At 57.8% G+C, this 16,863-nt stretch carries 16 protein-coding genes; 6 read left to right on the top strand and 10 right to left on the bottom strand.

Going from position 1 to position 16,863, the window contains the following annotated elements; all coding sequences use genetic code 11:
- The first annotated feature begins 40 nt into the window (after nucleotides 1-40).
- From lipA to Q675_RS30730, 3 genes are read left to right on the top strand one after another with little or no spacing between them, the layout of a single operon-like run.
- Nucleotides 41-1,087: a lipoyl synthase gene (lipA, locus tag Q675_RS30740; RefSeq protein WP_023011466.1), complete on the top strand. Its 1,047-nt coding sequence runs from the start codon at nucleotides 41-43 to the stop codon at nucleotides 1,085-1,087.
- Between the two features lie 9 nt (nucleotides 1,088-1,096).
- Nucleotides 1,097-2,317 carry a methyl-accepting chemotaxis protein gene (locus Q675_RS30735; RefSeq protein ID WP_023011465.1) on the top strand — a complete coding sequence of 407 codons (1,221 nt, stop codon included), beginning with the start codon at nucleotides 1,097-1,099 and terminating at the stop codon, nucleotides 2,315-2,317.
- A 48-nt stretch (nucleotides 2,318-2,365) separates the two neighbouring features.
- Complete coding sequence (locus Q675_RS30730; protein ID WP_023011464.1) at nucleotides 2,366-4,843, top strand: efflux RND transporter permease subunit; 2,478 nt, start codon at nucleotides 2,366-2,368, stop codon at nucleotides 4,841-4,843.
- Nucleotides 4,844-4,894: 51 nt separating this feature from the next.
- Here Q675_RS30730 and Q675_RS30725 read toward each other — a convergent pair whose 3' ends face one another.
- Nucleotides 4,895-6,949: a BCCT family transporter gene (locus Q675_RS30725; protein ID WP_023011463.1), complete on the bottom strand. Its 2,055-nt coding sequence runs from the start codon at nucleotides 6,947-6,949 to the stop codon at nucleotides 4,895-4,897.
- A gap of 243 nt (nucleotides 6,950-7,192) precedes the next feature.
- Entirely contained in the window at nucleotides 7,193-7,642 is a 450-nt protein-coding gene (locus tag Q675_RS30720) for a Spy/CpxP family protein refolding chaperone (protein WP_023011462.1), read from the bottom strand.
- Between the two features lie 236 nt (nucleotides 7,643-7,878).
- On the opposite strand from Q675_RS30720, the gene ylqF reads away from it, so the two are divergent.
- Both ylqF and fnr read left to right on the top strand, forming a co-directional pair.
- Nucleotides 7,879-8,802 (top strand): ribosome biogenesis GTPase YlqF, encoded by a 924-nt coding sequence (gene ylqF, locus Q675_RS30715; protein ID WP_023011461.1) that lies wholly within the window; start codon nucleotides 7,879-7,881, stop codon nucleotides 8,800-8,802.
- A 260-nt stretch (nucleotides 8,803-9,062) separates the two neighbouring features.
- The gene (fnr, locus tag Q675_RS30710; protein ID WP_023011460.1) at nucleotides 9,063-9,809 is read left to right on the top strand and encodes a fumarate/nitrate reduction transcriptional regulator Fnr; all 747 of its coding nucleotides are present in this window, start codon (nucleotides 9,063-9,065) and stop codon (nucleotides 9,807-9,809) included.
- A gap of 30 nt (nucleotides 9,810-9,839) precedes the next feature.
- Here the strand turns inward: fnr and Q675_RS30705 are convergent, their stop codons facing one another.
- Nucleotides 9,840-10,712, bottom strand: a complete 873-nt coding sequence (locus tag Q675_RS30705) for an SDR family oxidoreductase (RefSeq protein ID WP_014420686.1) — start codon at nucleotides 10,710-10,712, stop codon at nucleotides 9,840-9,842.
- 169 nt (nucleotides 10,713-10,881) lie between these two features.
- On the opposite strand from Q675_RS30705, the gene Q675_RS30700 reads away from it, so the two are divergent.
- Nucleotides 10,882-11,244, top strand: a complete 363-nt coding sequence (locus Q675_RS30700; protein WP_022991953.1) for a hypothetical protein — start codon at nucleotides 10,882-10,884, stop codon at nucleotides 11,242-11,244.
- On the opposite strand, the gene alr is transcribed toward Q675_RS30700, so the two are convergent.
- From alr to rlmB, 7 genes are all read right to left on the bottom strand, one after another.
- On the bottom strand, nucleotides 11,213-12,286 hold the full coding sequence (alr, locus tag Q675_RS30695) for an alanine racemase (RefSeq protein WP_023011459.1): 1,074 nt from the start codon (nucleotides 12,284-12,286) through the stop codon (nucleotides 11,213-11,215). The two genes, Q675_RS30700 and alr, sit on opposite strands and share 32 nt — an antisense overlap.
- Entirely contained in the window at nucleotides 12,286-13,692 is a 1,407-nt protein-coding gene (gene dnaB, locus Q675_RS30690) for a replicative DNA helicase (RefSeq protein WP_023011458.1), read from the bottom strand. Before dnaB ends, alr begins: the two co-directional genes overlap by 1 nt.
- A 149-nt stretch (nucleotides 13,693-13,841) precedes the next feature.
- Complete coding sequence (gene rplI / locus Q675_RS30685; RefSeq protein ID WP_011785846.1) at nucleotides 13,842-14,288, bottom strand: 50S ribosomal protein L9; 447 nt, start codon at nucleotides 14,286-14,288, stop codon at nucleotides 13,842-13,844.
- Nucleotides 14,289-14,308: 20 nt separating this feature from the next.
- Nucleotides 14,309-15,172, bottom strand: coding sequence for a hypothetical protein (locus Q675_RS30680; protein ID WP_023011457.1), 864 nt, complete (start codon nucleotides 15,170-15,172; stop codon nucleotides 14,309-14,311).
- Between the two features lie 25 nt (nucleotides 15,173-15,197).
- A complete protein-coding gene (rpsR, locus tag Q675_RS30675; RefSeq protein WP_011785848.1) occupies nucleotides 15,198-15,428 on the bottom strand; it encodes a 30S ribosomal protein S18 in 231 nt (76 codons plus the stop codon).
- A gap of 24 nt (nucleotides 15,429-15,452) precedes the next feature.
- Nucleotides 15,453-15,866: a 30S ribosomal protein S6 gene (gene rpsF, locus Q675_RS30670; protein WP_011785849.1), complete on the bottom strand. Its 414-nt coding sequence runs from the start codon at nucleotides 15,864-15,866 to the stop codon at nucleotides 15,453-15,455.
- Between the two features lie 245 nt (nucleotides 15,867-16,111).
- On the bottom strand, nucleotides 16,112-16,849 hold the full coding sequence (gene rlmB / locus Q675_RS30665; RefSeq protein ID WP_023011456.1) for a 23S rRNA (guanosine(2251)-2'-O)-methyltransferase RlmB: 738 nt from the start codon (nucleotides 16,847-16,849) through the stop codon (nucleotides 16,112-16,114).
- Nucleotides 16,850-16,863 lie beyond the last annotated feature (14 nt).

The raw sequence follows: 16,863 nt of genomic DNA, 5'->3' as shown, positions 1-16,863 counted from the left end.
TTAAAGGTTCACCACACCCTTATCCGAGAGTTCCTGGCCAATGAGCGAAAGCGCAAAGCCCCGCATTACCAGTGGTTCCAAATTCCGTAACGAACACGGTTTTTCCGCCATCAAGGACGGCGTGAAGCGTTCATCATCAAACACGGAAGACAAACCCCTGGAGCGCAAGCCGAAATGGCTGCGGGCGCGCATGCCGGGTGGCGAGCGCTACGATGCAGTGCGCCGCAATGTCTCAGAGCATCGCCTGAGCACCGTGTGCCAGGAATCCCACTGCCCCAATATCGGTGAATGCTGGACCAACGGCACCGCCACCATCATGGTGATGGGCTCTGTGTGCACCCGCGCCTGCAAATTCTGCGCGGTCGATACCGGCAACCCCAAAGGCTGGCTGGACCCGGAAGAGCCGGAGAACACCGCCAAGTCTGTGGAACTGATGGGCCTGCGCTACATCGTACTGACCTCGGTAGACCGGGATGACCTGGACGACGGCGGTGCCGCGCACTACGCCGCCTGTGTCTCTGCCATCAAGCAACGCACTCCGGACGTGGCGGTAGAAGCCCTGACCCCGGACTTTGATGCGGTAATGAGCGACGTGGAAAGGGTGGTGGATTCCGGCCTGGACGTGTTCGCCCAGAACGTGGAAACCGTCAAGCGCCTGACCAGTCGTGTGCGAGACCCCCGTGCCGGTTACGAAAAAACTCTGAGCGTACTGGCCCACGCCAAGAAACACCGGCCGGATGTGCTCACCAAGACCAGCCTGATGCTGGGCCTGGGTGAAACCGAAGAAGAAATCCTGGAAACCATGGACGATCTGCGCGCCATAGGTGTGGATATTCTCACTCTGGGCCAGTACCTGCGCCCCACGCCGAACCACCTGCCGGTAGAGCGCTACGTCACCCCGGAAGAATTCAACCGGTACCGCGACATTGGTCTGGAAAAAGGTTTCATGGAAGTGCCGTCCGGCCCCATGGTTCGCTCCAGCTATCGGGCCGACCGGGTATTCGACAAGAATAACCTGGGCCTGAGCGTGCCGGAGGTTCCCGTGCCCGACAAAGCTATGCAGATTCCGGTCAAGGCCGTTGACTGAGACCTGCCAATGCTGACCCTGTTGAGAAATATCCGGCTGAAGTACAAATTCTGGTTGCTGAATATTCTCGTGTTTGCGGTGCTCTGCCTGCTGGTGCTTTATGCCATGCAGGTGATCGCAGGCCAGACAGAATCCAGCTTCAGCCAGATATTTGCAGACACCGCGCCGGGCTTTGCACTGATCGTGGCAGTGCTCATGGCACTGGAGATGGCCGGCTCCCAGCTGCTTATTTCCTTTATCGAACGCCATGTTAACCGGCTCAAGAACACCATGGTTGCGGTGCAGACCAGCGGCGACCTGAGCCGCCGGGCCGACGTCGACTCCCGGGATGAAATTGGCGAAATGGCCGCTGCCTTCAATGCGATGCAGGATCGTACATCTGATGTCGTTCGCAGCATGAAAACGGCCACCGAGCACCTGCACCAGGAGGTCGAATCTCTCACCCAGCGGGCCGCCGCACGCAGGGACAGCCTCACGCGGCAACAGGAAGGCGCCAACCGCTCAGCCGAATCCGTTGAGGCCATGCTGCAAAGCTTTGTCGGCATTGCCGAACAGGCAGGCATTGCCAAAACCCTGTCAACAGAAGCCCGGGAAACTGCGGTAAATGGCAGCCAACGGGTCAGCCAGAGCGCCGACAGCATTCGCATGCTGGCGAGTGTGGTTCGCCAGTCTGCTGGCAGCGTACAGTCACTGGCCGAAAACAGCCATGAGATTGGCCAGACCATTACCGAAATCAAGGGCATTGCCGAGCAAACCAACCTGCTGGCCCTCAATGCCGCCATAGAAGCCGCCCGCGCGGGCGAACAGGGCCGGGGCTTTGCGGTGGTTGCCGAAGAAGTCCGTAACCTGGCGCGCCGGGTTCAGGACTCCACCGACCAGATCCAGACCACCCTGGATCGCCTGTTGGCCTCCATGAATACCGCTGTCGAACAGATGACGGGGAGCTCAGACGACGCCGAGCGATGCGTGGAAGAATCCGAAAAGGGGCGCCAGGCCCTGGAAGCCATTAACGAGGTGGTCGGTCGTATCGACCGGACCAATCAGGAAATCGCGGATATGTCTGCCGAACAGACCGCCGATACCGATCAGGTTCTGACCAATGTTCAGGACATCCGGGAGACTACCCGGAACATGGTTGTCCAGCTCTCGGAAAGCGCGGATATGACGCAACGTCTGGAGCAACTGATCCGTTCACTGGAAGAAGCCTCGGCAAAGGTCACAGTTCGCTGAGGTTTGTGGCACACTCTGCACTCGTTTTTGACTGCAGAGTTGTAACCCATGAATCGCCTTGGCGCCTTCTACGACCGTTTTATCCTGCCCCACCCCTGGATTGTCCTGGCCCTGTTTGCCCTGCTGCTGGCAGTGACCGCGCTGCGTTTTGATCAGTTCCGGCTGGATGCCTCGGCAGAATCCCTGGTGCTGGAAAACGATCGTTCGCTGGAGCAGTACCGACAGGTAAACCAGACCTTCACCACCTCTGACGATTTCCTGGTGGTCACCTACACCCCCAACGAGCCCCTGTTTACCACCGAAGGCCTGGCGCGGTTAAGGGCTCTTCGCGACGAGCTACAAGCCCTTGAAGCCGTCGGTTCCACCAACAGCATTCTGAATGTGCCGCTGCTGCACAGCCCGGACCTGACGCTTGATACCGTCGACAGCGAAATCAAGACCCTGGACGAACATGATATAGCGCCCCAAACCGCCCGCCAGGCCCTGCTCGACAACCCCATGTACCCGAACCTGCTGCTCAGCGAAGATGCAGGCACCACGGCAATCCAGGTAAACCTGCCGACACCGGAGCGCTATTTCGAACTGCTGAACCGCCGCAACGAACTGCGAGACAAGGCCACTGGCGGCAATGCCAGTGCCGAAGTCCAACTGCAACTGGAACAGGTCAGCCGGGAGTTCATCGACTACACCGAACAACTGGGTGCCGAGCGCGATGCCACCATCCAGCAGGTGCGCCGCATTCTGGACAACCACCGGGAGCACGCCAGCATCCATCTAGGCGGCGTGCCGATGATCGTGGCCGACATGATCCGCTTTATCGAAAGCGACCTGTCTACCTTCGGCCTGGGCGTGCTGGCGTTCCTGCTGCTGACCCTGGCTATCATTTTTCGCCAGTGGCGCTGGGTGTTGGTGCCGCTGCTGTGCTGCGGCTTCACGGTGTGGCTGATGATCGGCTTTCTGGGCTGGGCCCAGTGGCCGGTCACGGTCATTTCCTCCAACTTTATTTCCCTGCTGCTGATCATGACCCTGTCGCTCACCATCCACCTGATTGTGCGTTACCGGGAATTTCAGCACGACGAACCCGGTGCGCCACCCCGGGATATACTGCGCCGCACCATCATGGCCATGGTCAAACCCTGCTTTTACATGGCCGTAACCACCATTGTCGCCTTTGGCTCACTGACCTTCAGCGGTATCCGGCCGGTGATCGACTTCGGCTGGATGATGACCCTGGGCCTCACCGTGGCGTTCCTGATCACCTTCCTGGTCTTCCCCGCCCTGCTCAGCCTGCTGCCACCGCCGCTGGACAACCGCGTAACGTCAAACAAAGTGCCCTTCACTGACGCCTTTGCCCGCTTTACCGAGCATTTCGGTGGTACGGTTCTTGTCGGCTCGGCGGTTATCGCCGTGCTGTGTGTGATCGGCCTGAACCGGCTGACGGTGGAAAACAGCTTTATCGACTACTTCAAATCGTCCACCGAAATCCACCAGGGCATGATCACCATCGACGACCGGCTGGGCGGCACGACCCCGCTGGATGTGGTGATTACCGATGAACCAGCGCCCGAGAACCCGGGCAACGATCCCTTCGCCAGCGATTGCGACCCGTTCTTGGACGACTGCGGTGACGAGGAATATCGGGATACCTGGTACACCTATCAGAAAATGCACCAACTCCGTGAGGTGCATGATTACCTGCACAGCCTGCCGGAGACCGGCAAAGTCCTGTCCATCCAAACCACCCTGGACCTGCTGGCCCAAGTTAACGGCGGCGAGCCCCTGGACGCCCTCGAGCTGGCCTTTGTGCCCGCCGCCGTACCGGACGACCTTCAGGACATCCTGCTGACCCCTTACATTTCTGAGGAGCAGGACAAGGCACGGTTCAGCATCCGCATACTGGAAACCCAGCCAGACCTGCGCCGGCAGGAGCTATTGGACAAAATCCGCCACCACCTGAGCACCGAACTCGGCTACTCCCAGGACCGCATCCTGCTCTCGGGCATGACGGTGATGTACAACAACATGCTGCAGAGCCTGTTTGACTCGCAGATCAAGACCATCGGCGTGGTGTTTGGCGCCATCCTGGCCATGTTCCTGCTGCTGTTCCGCTCGGTGAAGCTAGCGCTAATTGGTATGGCACCGAACCTGATCGCCGCAGGCTCGGTGCTGGGCCTTATGGGTTGGCTCGGCATTCCACTGGATATGATGACCATTACCGTGGCCGCCATTACCGTTGGCATCGCCGTGGATGACACCATTCATTACATCCACCGGTTCAAAACCGAGTTCGCCAAAGACGGTGACTACCTGGCCACCATGCACCGCTGTCATCGCAGCATCGGCCAGGCCATGTTCTTTACCTCGCTGACCATCATCTCCGGGTTCTCGATTCTGGTGCTGTCGAACTTTATTCCCACGATCTACTTCGGCCTGTTCACCGGCTTCGCCATGTTCATGGCGCTGCTTGGCGCTTTGACCCTGCTGCCCCGGCTGATTGTCCTGCTCAAGCCTTTCCCTGTTCCATAATAAAAAACCCCGCCGGAGCATGGCTCGGGCGGGGTTTTTGCCGTTACCGGATCAGGCCTTGCCTGGCTCCGGGTCGTCCGGTGTGTTGATCATGTCATCATGCTCCTCCATATCCCAGGGCAGTTTGCCCGGCGAGATATCCAGGAAGTGCAGGTAGTTCTCGAACTGGTCAAGAATATCCTTGATGATGTCATGCTCATCGTAGCCGTACACATCGTAGGAACGACCGCCCCGGCGCATGTACACCTCGGCCCGATAATAGACTTCCGGCTTGTCCGGGTCGCGCTTGAGCTCACCATAAACAAAGCCCGGCATCGGGTGCTCGGTCAGACGTACATCGTAGATAAAGTCGACATGGTGCTCCCGGTGCACCTGCAGGTGCGAGCGCTGGTTTTCAGAATCAAACTCGGCGGTTGCATCCCAGCCCCTGGCCTTCAGTTCCTGCTCCACTTCCCGCATGGCATTCATGACCGTGTTCTTGATGAACATTTCCACTTCGTGCTTGCCCGGGAATTCCACAATCGCCGCCAGCCGGTGCTTCCACTGGGAGCCGGTCATGTGCCGGCTGCTCATCATATGCGCCTGCAGGCTGGTTTCACGGTGCCCTTCAATCACCAGGGCCCGCCACATACCCACTGCCGCAACCAGCATGATGATGGCAAACGGCAAGGCACTGGCAATGGTCATGGTCTGCAAGGCACTCAGCCCGCCGGCCAGCAACAGCACCGCGGCAACCGCACCTTCCAGGACAGCCCAGAACACCCTCTGCCAGGCCGGAGTGTTGATCACACCGCCGGAGGCCAGCGAGTCAATGACCAGCGAGCCGGAGTCAGACGAAGTTACAAAGAAGGTGATGATCAACAGCACCGTCAGCAGTGAAATAAAGAATGACCAGGGCAGCACGTCAAAGAGCTGGAACAGGGCAACCGCGTGGTCAGCCTGTACATCGGCAATCAACGTATCCAGGCCTTCGTTCATGATCAGGTTCAGCGCGGTGTCGCCGAATACCGAGAACCACAGGAACGTGAACACAGACGGCACCAGCATAACGCCGAACACAAACTGGCGGATGGTGCGGCCGCGACTGATCTTGGCGATAAACATGCCCACGAACGGTGCCCAGGCAATGGTCCAGCCGAAGATAAACAGCGTCCAGTTACCAATCCAGTCACTGCGGGTGTAGGCCTGCAGGTTGAAGGTGCGCTCGACAATACCGCTCAGGTAGCTGCCGGTGTTCTGCAGAAAGGTTTCCAGGATATGGATGGTAGGCCCTACCACAAACACGAACAGCAGCAGGGCCACCGCCAACACCATATTCAGGATAGACAGGCGTTTTACCCCTTTGTCCATACCCGCTACCACAGACACGGTCGCCGCCGCGGTAATCACCGCAATGGCAATAATCTGCACCGTGGTGCTGATCGGGACACTTTCCCACAGGTAGTTGATACCGGCATTGATCTGGGTAACCGACAGCCCCAGCGTAGTGGCAATACCGAACATGGTGCCCAGGATGGCAAACACATCCACGGCATGGCCGATAGGGCCGTAGATTTTTTCGCCAATCAGCGGATACAGGGCAGAGCGGATGGACAAGGGCAAACCGTGACGGAAAGCAAAATAAGCCAGTACCAGCCCCACCAGGCCATAAATCGCCCAGATATGGAAACCCCAGTGGAAAAAAGCAATCTGCATGGCCTGTTTGGCGGCATCCACCGTTTCGGGCGCGCCGGCCGGTGGCGTGGCGTAATGTAGAACGGGCTCGGCCACACCGAAAAACAGCAGTGCGATGCCATAACCTGCCGAAAACAGCATGGCAAACCACTCAGGGAATGAGTATTGAGGCTCTGCGTGATCCGGACCAAGCTTGATGTTGCCCCATTTTGAGGCCCCCACCGAGACAATGAAAACCAGGAAAATCGCCACCGAAAGCATGTAAAACCAACCAAATGTCTCGGTGATCCAGCTGAGCGTGGCACTGAAGGCTTCGCCAGCAAGCTCAGGGTTACTGATCGTTCCAACAACCAGCAGCAATGCCACAACCACCGCTGGAATGAACACAGGAACCAGAATCGTCGAACGAATTGCCTTCGTATCTGAAGCCATATACGTCATCCATGTTGTGAGGTTATTGAGTCATTTTATATAGGAAGAAAAGCATTATTTGGATTACACGCACACAATCACCTGTGTCATAAACCTATAGAACAGGAAGTGGATTCGTGCATGAATTTGGGGAACCAAAAGTCGGATTTTGAGCACAGGAAAGGAAACATACTGAAGATGGGGCTCCGGCAAGAACAGCCGGAGCCTGTCAGATCAAGCCTGACTTACTGGAATTGCACTAACTTACTGCTGGCCCTGGGGCTGCATCATCTGACGCTGCTGTTGCATCTGCTGCTGCATCTGCTTCATGCGGCGATCCAGCTCATCACGCTGATCCTGGGTGAACACCGCATCCACTTTTGCCTGCATCAGGGCTGAAAGCGCTGCAATTTCACCGGTCACATCACCGAGCTTGGCGGCATTGTCACGAATGGCAGACTCGTCGTAATCCGGCTTGATCTGCTCTTGCAGGTCTTCCTGCAGAGAGCGGGCATCCTGACGCAGTTCGCCGATCTCGCCCTGCATGTCGTCGATGATGCCGCGAATCTCGGTTTGCTGTTCTTCAGACAGCCCCACCATCTGGGCCAACTGGGCAACCTGATCCGGCTGACCACCCGGCGCCTGCTGTGAGAGAGCCGGCGCTGAAAGGCTCAGGGCAACAAGTGCGGAACCGATGAATTTTGCAAGCTTCATACTGTTCTCCATCATTAAGGCGGCCACTCGGGTACCACCACGGATTGGCTTTAATCGTTTGAAGTGACACCCTAAAGCATTCTCCTGCTTCATTTCACCCCGACATCCCTTCAATTTGTACAGGTTCTCAGTTTGATTCGCTCTGAGGGCGCGGCACTGGCGGGATTTGATGAATGTGAAAATTTGGTCATTCCCCTGCATAATGGCGCCTTTCAGCAACAGGTGGAGCAACACCGATGGCGATTAACTGGTTTCCCGGGCATATGCACAAGGCTCGCAAGGAGATCAAACAGGTCATGCCCCAGATGGACCTGATCATCGAGGTGGTAGACGCCAGAATCCCGTTCAGCAGCGAAAACCCGCTGGTACCGTCGCTGCGTGGCGACACGCCGCTGATCAAGGTTTTGAATAAGCGAGACCTGGCAGACCCGGCGATCACCGAACAATGGCTGGCCTGGATTGAAAAGGAACGCGGAGTGAGGGCCATCACCCTCACCCACAACCAGCGCCAGGAAGCCTTGGGCATCCTCAAGCTGGCCGGGGAAATGACCCCGACCCACAACCGGGAGAGAAGCGCCCTGCGGGTGATGATTCTGGGCATCCCCAACGTCGGCAAATCCACGCTGATCAATACCCTGGCCGGCCGGCCCGCCGCCAAAACCGGCAATGAGCCGGCGGTTACCCGGGCGCAACAGGCCATCAAACTGCCGGACAACGTCCTGCTCTACGATACCCCCGGCTTCCTCTGGCCCAAGCTGTCGCCGGAACAATGTGGCTATCGCCTGGCGGTGACCGGTGCTATCCGCAGTGCCGTGCTGGATTTCGAGGATGTTGCGCTGTTCGAGGCGGATTATCTGATTGCTCACTACCCGGAACTCGTCGTCAACCGCTACGGACTGGACGAGACACCGGCGGACGGGCTGGCACTGATGGACGCCATCGCCGTAAAACGCCGCTTCCTGGGGCGCGGCGGCGTACCGGATCTGCACAAGGTTTCCGAAGTGCTGCTGAATGAATTCCGGGCCGGAACACTAGGCCGGATCTCGCTGGAAACACCGGAGATGGTGGAGCAGGAGCTGATTGAAACCCGGGCCCGGGAACAGGCCGAGGCAGAAGAAAAGGCCAGGAAAGACGAGCAGCGCAAGAAGCGAAAAGGCTAGAGGAAAAAGGCGAACAAGCAAAGACTAAAGTTTGGGCATAAGACTAGCCTTTTTTGCTATACTTGATTTAAATCAAGGTGACTGAAACCAGATGTTTCAGCATTGGCACCCATGGGAATCCGCCGCATGCCCAGGTATCCGGATCGCCCAGGGTGTCCGCCCCGAACGCAGGCAAAAGCCTTGCCTGCAGAGGGCTGAGGACGCACCGCACATTTCTTCGGTGCGGTTTTGAATGGATCAACCCGGATGGTTCGTCAACTATGGCCCAGGCAATTCGACTTCACCAAGTATCTCCTCTCAAGGCCTCCTGTCACCAGTGCAGCCTGAGCAACCTGTGTCTACCTCTGGCCATTGAAGAGAACGATCTTGATCGCCTTGAGGACATTGTCCAGCAGGGAAAAATCTATAACCGCGGCGAGCATATTTTCGATCAGAGTACCCCGGTTCGCTCCTGCTTTGCGGTCAAGAGCGGCTCCATCAAAACATCCATTATTACCGAAGGCGGTGAAGAACAGGTAACCGGTTTCTTCATGCCTGGTGAACTGGTGGGGCTGGACAGCATGAGCAGCGAGAACTATGCCTGCACTGCCAAAGCACTGGAACGTACCAGCGTCTGTGAATTCCCGGTCGACAAGCTGGAGGAACTCACCGGCAAGCTGCCGGAACTGCAGCACCACATGTATCACCTGATGAGCCAGGAAATCCAGAACAGTCACCAGCTGGCCATGCTGCTCAGCAAGAACACCGCTGAAGAGCGCATTGCAGCGCTGCTGCTGTCGCTGTCCAGCCGCTTCCGTCGCCGGCGCATGTCGGCGACCAATTTCAGCCTGCCCATGGCCAGGAACGACATTGCCAACTTCCTGGGCCTGGCGGTTGAAACCGTGAGCCGGGTATTCACCCGCTTCCAGAATCAGGGCATCATCCGCGCCCGTGGGCGGGAAGTGGAATTGCTGGATGTAGAAGCGCTGCAAATGGTAACGCGGGATTTCGCCCGTCAGGGCCAGTAAGCACTAACCAGTCACACACCCTGAGCGGGTTCAGGAATTTGCCGGAACCCGCTCAGCGCTGTTCGATTCCTTCAACATCGCCACCTCTTCAGACAACCAGGTGCGCCACGGCATCTGTTTTATGCCGAAGGTATTGCGGATCTTGGTACAGACCATAGTGGTGTTTACCGGTTCGATGTGGCCCCAGTCGGGCACCTCGTCCACCACCTTGATTCCTTCAGGAATGCCAGGCATGCCGGCAATCGCCAACCCCAGCTCGTAAAGGTTGATCTCCTCTGCCCCGGCATACTGATAGGTGCCCCAGACTTCAGCACCACAATCAATCTGAAGCGCCACTGCCACGATCACCCTCGCCAGATCCTTCACCGCCACCGGCTGCCCCTGACAGCGGCCGGGCAAAGACAGGCCACCTTGCGCCGTGCTTCGCTGAACCTTGCCGATAAAACGGGCCAGGCTCCAGCCGGTACGCAGAATAATGTGCCGCGGGAGCTGCGTTCTCAGGGCCTGCTCACATTCCCATTGCCAGCGGCCCAGCTCGTTAACAGGCTGCCCCGGATTCGACGCAATGTAGGCACCCTGTTTCCGACCATCAAACACGTAACACGAAGAAAGCTGCAGCAAGGCCATGTTGCGCTCACGGGCATGCTCGGCCAGCGCCAACGGCAATGAAAACGCCGCTTCGTGAGTCGCCTCCCGGTTTTTCTCCGCCTTTTCCGGATCCGCGAGCCACAACGCATTGATAATCAGCGCAGTGTCTTCAGGAATCCAGTTATCCAGGGCATGCAGGTCGACATTGGCAGGATCACTGACCAGCAAAGGACTGATCCGCAGATGCGTTTCCCGCAGGCGCTCCAACAGCACCTTGCCAAGCGGGCCATAGTCGTGAACAACAAGTACATGCACGTGGAAACAACGCCTCCGGAATATCACTGATGTGACGGATGTCAGGAAACACTCGGGCCAATGGCTCGGAACACTACTTTACTGCAGTATCATGCAGCCTGAAACGTCAGCCTTACGGGGAGCCGGTGAACGCTCCCGGATCGACAAGCATACAACAACGGGAATCCCAATGCTGAAACAACAGAGCCATATAGTGGCCCCTATCCCCGATGAACTAAGAACCCGGGCTCTTTATACCGTCAGTGAGCTCAAAGGCCGCGGCAAAGCCGACAAGCAGGCCATCGACCAGCTGTATGAGCTCATCGTTGAACTGACCGAATCCGGGCTGGATTTCTTTTTCCTTGAGCCACTACGCCGCCTGAATGCCGGCAGCATGATGATGGGAATGGCCAAAATGGGCATCAGTAGCATGCTCAAGGGCAGCAAAATGGTGATTCACAAAGTCCTCAAGAAACTGGACGACCGCAGCCTGGCGGCGATTCTCGATTTCATCGAAGAAATCATTCATGAACCCGAGGCACCCGCGACGTAACGCCGGTGAGCAACTCATAGCCAATGGTACCGGCGTAACCGGCCACCTCGTCGACACTCACGGTTTTGCCCCAGAGCTCCACCAGGTCGCCCTCGCGGGCTTCAGGGACAGCACTCAGGTCTACCGCCAGCATGTCCATGGAGACCCGCCCCAACAAACGGATTCGCTGGCCGCGCACAGCGGCTGGCGTTCCGGTACCCGCGTGACGCGGGTAGCCATCGGCATAACCAATGGCCACCATGCCCATCCGGGTATCCTGACTGGCCGTCCAGGAAGCGCCATACCCTACCGACTCCCCGGCAGGGACCACGCGTGTGGTAATCAGAGGCGCCTGCAAGGTCATCGCAGGGCAAAGCCCCAGCTCCGCACCGGTTTTGCCCTCCATGGGTGACGCCCCGTAGAGCATGATCCCCGGGCGGCTCCACTCGTACAGCGGCTGATTCGGGCGAAAGTGAGCCGCAGAATTGCCAACGCTACGCATCAAATCCGGCCAGGGGGCTACTGCCCGCTCAAAAATCCGGGTCTGGAGCCCGGTCATTTCGCTGTCCGAATCATCGGCACAGGCAAAATGAGTGACAAAACCAATCGCAAGATGCTTCAGGCCCGCTTCCTCAAGCCCGGCCATCACCTCCGGCAGCTCTTCGGGCCGGAAGCCCAGACGGTTCATGCCAGTATTGACCTTGATCCAGAATCTGGGAGAACGCCCCACACCGAGCCACGATAACTGTTGCTGACAGTGGAGCACCGGTTCAAAACCCGACCGCTCACATTCGGCCAGATCATCCTTTTGATGGGTGCCCTGCAGCAGCACCACGCTGTGTCGATGGCCGGCACCGCGAATGGCTATGGCTTCCTCGATACAGGCCACCGCAAACCGGCTGGTCTCCGGGGCCAGAGCATCAGCAACCGAGCGAATGCCATGGCCATAGCCATCGGCTTTGACCACCGCCATGGCATAGGCGGTTCCGGCCAGTTCCCGGGCCCGGCGGAAATTGTGTTTCAGGGCGTCAAGATCAATGCGGGCAACGGTGGGGCGTGGCATTAATAATCCCCACCGTAATCGCTGTAATCGCCGTGCGCCAGGTCTTCGAATTTGGTGTATTTACCGATGAACGCGAGACGGATGGTACCGATCGGGCCATTCCGCTGCTTACCAATAATGATCTCGGCAATGCCCTTATCCGGCGTATCCTCGTTGTAGACCTCATCCCGGTATACGAACATGATCACATCGGCATCCTGCTCGATCGCACCGGATTCCCGCAGGTCCGAGTTGACCGGGCGTTTGTTGGGGCGCTGCTCCAGACTCCGGTTCAACTGGGACAGCGCCACAACCGGGCAGCCCAGTTCTTTGGCAATACCCTTGAGTGAGCGTGAGATTTCAGAAATCTCCGCAGTCCGGCCTTCAGTGTTACCCGGCACCCGCATCAACTGCAGGTAGTCGACCATGATCAGGCCAATCTTGCCGCCGTTCTCCCGCGCCACCCGACGGGCCCTGGAGCGCATTTCTGTCGGGCTCAGCCCCGGAGTGTCATCGATATAAAGCGGCTTATCCTTCAACAGACTGACGGCAGAGGTAAGCCGGGGCCAGTCATCCTCTTCCAGCTTGCCGCCCCTCACTTTGGTCTGATCAATGCGACCAAGCGACGACAGCATACGCATGGCCAGCGCATCTGCGGGCATCTCCATACTGAACACCAGTATCGGGGTGCCGGTGCTGATCAGGGCGTTCTCAACAATGTTCATGGCAAAGGTGGTCTTACCCATAGAGGGCCGCCCCGCCACAATGATCAAGTCGGCCGGCTGCATACCGGAGGTCTGGTCGTCCAGATCCCGGAATCCGGTGGTCAAACCGGTCGTCTGCTCGCCAGACTCAAACAGCTCTTCAATGCGGCTGAGTGTGGTGGCCAGAATGGGGTTAATGGCCTTGGGGCCAGAGCCCTCTTTGGTACGCGCCTCGGCAATCTGGAACACACTGCGCTCGGCTTCGTCCAGGATATCGTTACTTTTCCGCCCCTGCGGGTTGAAGGCGGAATCGGAGATCTTGCCGGACACCTCCACCAACTGCCGCAGAATGGAGCGTTCACGAACAATGTCAGCATAGGCCCGAATGTTGGCGGCGCCGGGTGTTTTCTCGGCCAGTTCAGCCAGATAAGACAGGCCACCGGCATCCTCGATATCGCCGGTCCGTTCCAGAAACTCGGCCAGGGTAACCACATCCAGCGGCTCACTCTCGCTGGCCAGGCGCTCCACGGCGCCGAAAATCAGGCGATGGTCCTGCCGGTAAAAATCAGCCGCTGAAATAATTTCGGCGATCTCGTCAAACCGACGGTTGTCCAGCATCAGGCCGCCGAGCACCGCCTGTTCAGCCTCGACCGAATGCGGCGGGACCTTGATGCGACTGGTTTCCGGATCAATAGAAGCAGGTTTCAGAGTGGGATTGGCCATAGACACCGACATCAGGGAAATGAACAAACGAGATGACAAGAATACCAGAAAGCAACGGGCCCGAAACCGTCTCCGGCTCGGGCCCGTTTTTCAGCACAGAAACCTGCGGCTTCAGTGCTGGTTGAATCGACCTGTCACTGGGCTACCGATTACTCGGCAACAACCGCCAGCTTGATGGTCACTTCAACGTCTGTGTGCAGCTGCAGTTCGATGTCGTACTCGCCAGTCACCCGGATCGGGCCTTCCGGCAGACGAACTTCGCTCTTCTCGACTTCAGTACCACCGGTAGACACTGCGTCGGCAATGTCACGAACACCGATAGAACCGAACAGCTTGCCTTCTTCACCGGCCTTGGAGGTGATGGTGAAGGAAGCGCCTTCCAGAGCTTCGGCACGGGCCTGGGCAGCAGCCAGCTTCTCAGCAGCAGCTTTTTCCAGCTCAGCGCGACGCTCTTCAAACGCCTTTACGTTTGCTTCCGTAGCAGGAACGGCCTTGCCGTACGGCAGCAGGAAATTACGACCGTAACCGGCCTTAACCTTTACCTTGTCACCCAGGGAGCCAAGGTTTGCGACTTTCTCGAGCAGAATAACTTCCATCTCGTTAACCTCTTCGTGCTTTATTCAGCCGGACCGGCGGGTATACGCCCCCGGATATCCAGCCAGCTATCCACAAAAGCCAGAACCACTAACAGCATCAACAGATTGGGACCCAGCAGAACCAGAGCAACGTAAAACATTGCCAGCCAGTTTCCGCTCCACTGCTTTCGAGCAAACACACCGTGCACCAGAGCCAACCCGGCCAGAACCAGCGGGGTGCCCGCAGCCCAGGCCAGCAGTATGGCATTCAGCCCAAGAATCGGGCCGACCACCATGGTGATGGCGCACACTACGGCTACCGCCGGCGATAACCTGAGGCCATGGAATTCCTTGCGGAATCCACCGGGGTTATACAACCCCGCCTGCCACGACCTTGCCAGCATCGTCATACCGATGGCGGTGGCAAAGTAGGTACCGGCCATGCTGGCGTTCATGGTGTCCCGGATAACCTGTTCCAGTTCACCACCCAGCGCACGGGCCATTTCAGTGTTGTACTGCTCGTAAACCTCGACACCAGCCTGAACCAGATCGTTCAGCAGCGCCGGATACATCATAGGCAACATCAGCCCGGTCAGTATCGCCAGAAAGGCACCGGACAACAGCGCTCTTTCCCAGGACAACGTCGTCCGGATAATGGATGCCATCAGCATCACCTGCAGCAGCACCGCCAGCGCCGTGGGATCCTGGCCGTAAACGGCCCACCCGATCGCCGGAATCAAAGCCCAGAGGCCAATATTGAGCCCCTGGCGAATGCCCAGTCGAAGAACGACCAGGCCAGTTACCGCTGCGCCAATCCAGAACAGTAAGGGTACTGCGGTGGTAACCGCTGCAACCCCGCCAGCCTGCAGGGGACCGCGCATTACATACTGTGCCAGTGCACGCATGGTCCCGGGTCCTGTCCGTTAAAACTTAGTGGTCGTGACCGTCCGTATACGGCAGCAGTGCCAGGTAGCGGGCACGCTTGATAGCGGTAGCCAGCTGACGCTGATAACGTGCTTTGGTGCCGGTGATGCGGCTGGGCACGATTTTGCCGGTTTCAGTGATGTAGCCTTTCAGGGTGTCCAGATCCTTGTAATCGATCTCTTTAACACCTTCTGCCGTGAAGCGGCAGAACTTACGACGTCTGAAAAAACGAGCCATAACGTAACTCCTAACTCCGGTTAATTACTCTTCTTCGTCCTGGGATGCGCTCTGACGCTCTTCAGAGTCAGCTGAACGACGTGGACGATCGTCTCCGCCGGAACGACGGTCCTCACGGGACTCAGCGGCTTTCATCGGAGACAGGTCGGTAACGGCCTCGTCGCGACGCAGAATCAGGTCACGGATGATGGCGTCGTTAAACCGGAAGTTGTGAGTCAGCTCGTCCATCGCGGCCTGTGAACATTCGATGTTCATCAGCACGTAGTGAGCCTTGTGGATCTTGTTGATCGGGTAAGCCAGGTGACGACGGCCCCAATCTTCCAGGCGATGTACCTTGCCGCCATCTTCAGTGATGACGCTGGTATAACGCTCGATCATCGCGGGCACCTGCTCGCTCTGATCCGGATGTACCATGAAAACGATTTCGTAGTGACGCATGAGTTCTCCCTACGGTTTAAACAGCTTTCTTCTCCTGCTGGCCATACCAGTGGTTGTGGCCGGAGCGTGAAAGCAAGGAGGTGACAGCAATTGCTGCCGGTTTCTTTTTTGCTTTATCAATAAGGCTTTACAAGAAAGGCTTGATCAAAAGCGAAGCTCCTTATTGCCATGAAACAGGCAATAAAAAACCACCCCTTGAAAAAGGGGTGACGTATTCTAGGCCCGCAGGCCTGTTTGTGCAAGGTTTAACCGAGGCGCTGGCGCAGCGCCTCGTAAAGACAGACACCGGTCGCCACAGACACATTCAGACTGTCGACGTGGCCGAGCATCGGGATGTTGATCAACTGGTCACAATGTTCACGGGTCAGCCGGCGCATACCTTTACCTTCGGCGCCCATCACCAGAGCAACCGGCCCCTTGAAATCAGCCTGATACAAGGTGGCATCCGCCTCACCGGCCGTACCAATCAACCACACGCCCTGGTCCTTCAACTCCCGAAGGAAACGGGCGAGATTGGTCACCCGGACAAACGGTACCGTTTCTGCCGCCCCACAGGCGACCTTTCGGGCAACCGGTGTCAACGAGGCAGATTTATCCTTGGGCACAATCACGGCCTGCACTCCCGCCGCATCGGCGGTACGCATGCACGCACCCAGATTATGGGGATCCGTCACGCCATCCAGCACCAGAAGGAATGGCGACTTGTCGCTGGCGGCCAACTGGGCAAGAAGATCATCCTCGGTCCACTCCCGGCTTTCCGCAACGGCAGCAACAACACCCTGGTGGACACCCGACACCCGCTCATCCAACTCTTTCCGGTGCACCACTTTCCAGGGCACCCCCAGACCGTCAAGGGCATCGGTAACCGACTTCACCCGCTTGTCCTGACGACCGGTCTGAATCCAGACCCTTTGCAACCGCTCCGGCTCTCTTTTCAGCACGGCATCTACGGCATGCCAGCCGAATACATATTCCTGAGACACTGACAATCAATTCC

The sequence above is a fragment of the Marinobacter sp. EN3 genome, from assembly GCF_000475315.1.
GTDB lineage: Bacteria > Pseudomonadota > Gammaproteobacteria > Pseudomonadales > Oleiphilaceae > Marinobacter > Marinobacter nauticus.
Note: the sequence above shows the minus strand (reverse complement) of the source record. Positions and strands in the feature narration are given on the sequence as shown.

Bases quoted from the DNA above. Each gene is read 5' to 3' on its own strand.
- lipA (WP_023011466.1), top strand. From the start codon at position 41: ATGAGCGAAAGCGCAAAGCCCCGCATTACCAGTGGTTCCAAATTCCGT.
- Q675_RS30735 (WP_023011465.1), top strand. From the start codon at position 1,097: ATGCTGACCCTGTTGAGAAATATCCGGCTGAAGTACAAATTCTGGTTG.
- Q675_RS30730 (WP_023011464.1), top strand. From the start codon at position 2,366: ATGAATCGCCTTGGCGCCTTCTACGACCGTTTTATCCTGCCCCACCCC.
- Q675_RS30725 (WP_023011463.1), bottom strand. From the start codon at position 6,949: ATGGCTTCAGATACGAAGGCAATTCGTTCGACGATTCTGGTTCCTGTG.
- Q675_RS30720 (WP_023011462.1), bottom strand. From the start codon at position 7,642: ATGAAGCTTGCAAAATTCATCGGTTCCGCACTTGTTGCCCTGAGCCTT.
- ylqF (WP_023011461.1), top strand. From the start codon at position 7,879: ATGGCGATTAACTGGTTTCCCGGGCATATGCACAAGGCTCGCAAGGAG.
- fnr (WP_023011460.1), top strand. From the start codon at position 9,063: ATGGCCCAGGCAATTCGACTTCACCAAGTATCTCCTCTCAAGGCCTCC.
- Q675_RS30700 (WP_022991953.1), top strand. From the start codon at position 10,882: ATGCTGAAACAACAGAGCCATATAGTGGCCCCTATCCCCGATGAACTA.
- alr (WP_023011459.1), bottom strand. From the start codon at position 12,286: ATGCCACGCCCCACCGTTGCCCGCATTGATCTTGACGCCCTGAAACAC.
- dnaB (WP_023011458.1), bottom strand. From the start codon at position 13,692: ATGGCCAATCCCACTCTGAAACCTGCTTCTATTGATCCGGAAACCAGT.
- rplI (WP_011785846.1), bottom strand. From the start codon at position 14,288: ATGGAAGTTATTCTGCTCGAGAAAGTCGCAAACCTTGGCTCCCTGGGT.
- Q675_RS30680 (WP_023011457.1), bottom strand. From the start codon at position 15,172: ATGCGTGCACTGGCACAGTATGTAATGCGCGGTCCCCTGCAGGCTGGC.
- rpsR (WP_011785848.1), bottom strand. From the start codon at position 15,428: ATGGCTCGTTTTTTCAGACGTCGTAAGTTCTGCCGCTTCACGGCAGAA.
- rpsF (WP_011785849.1), bottom strand. From the start codon at position 15,866: ATGCGTCACTACGAAATCGTTTTCATGGTACATCCGGATCAGAGCGAG.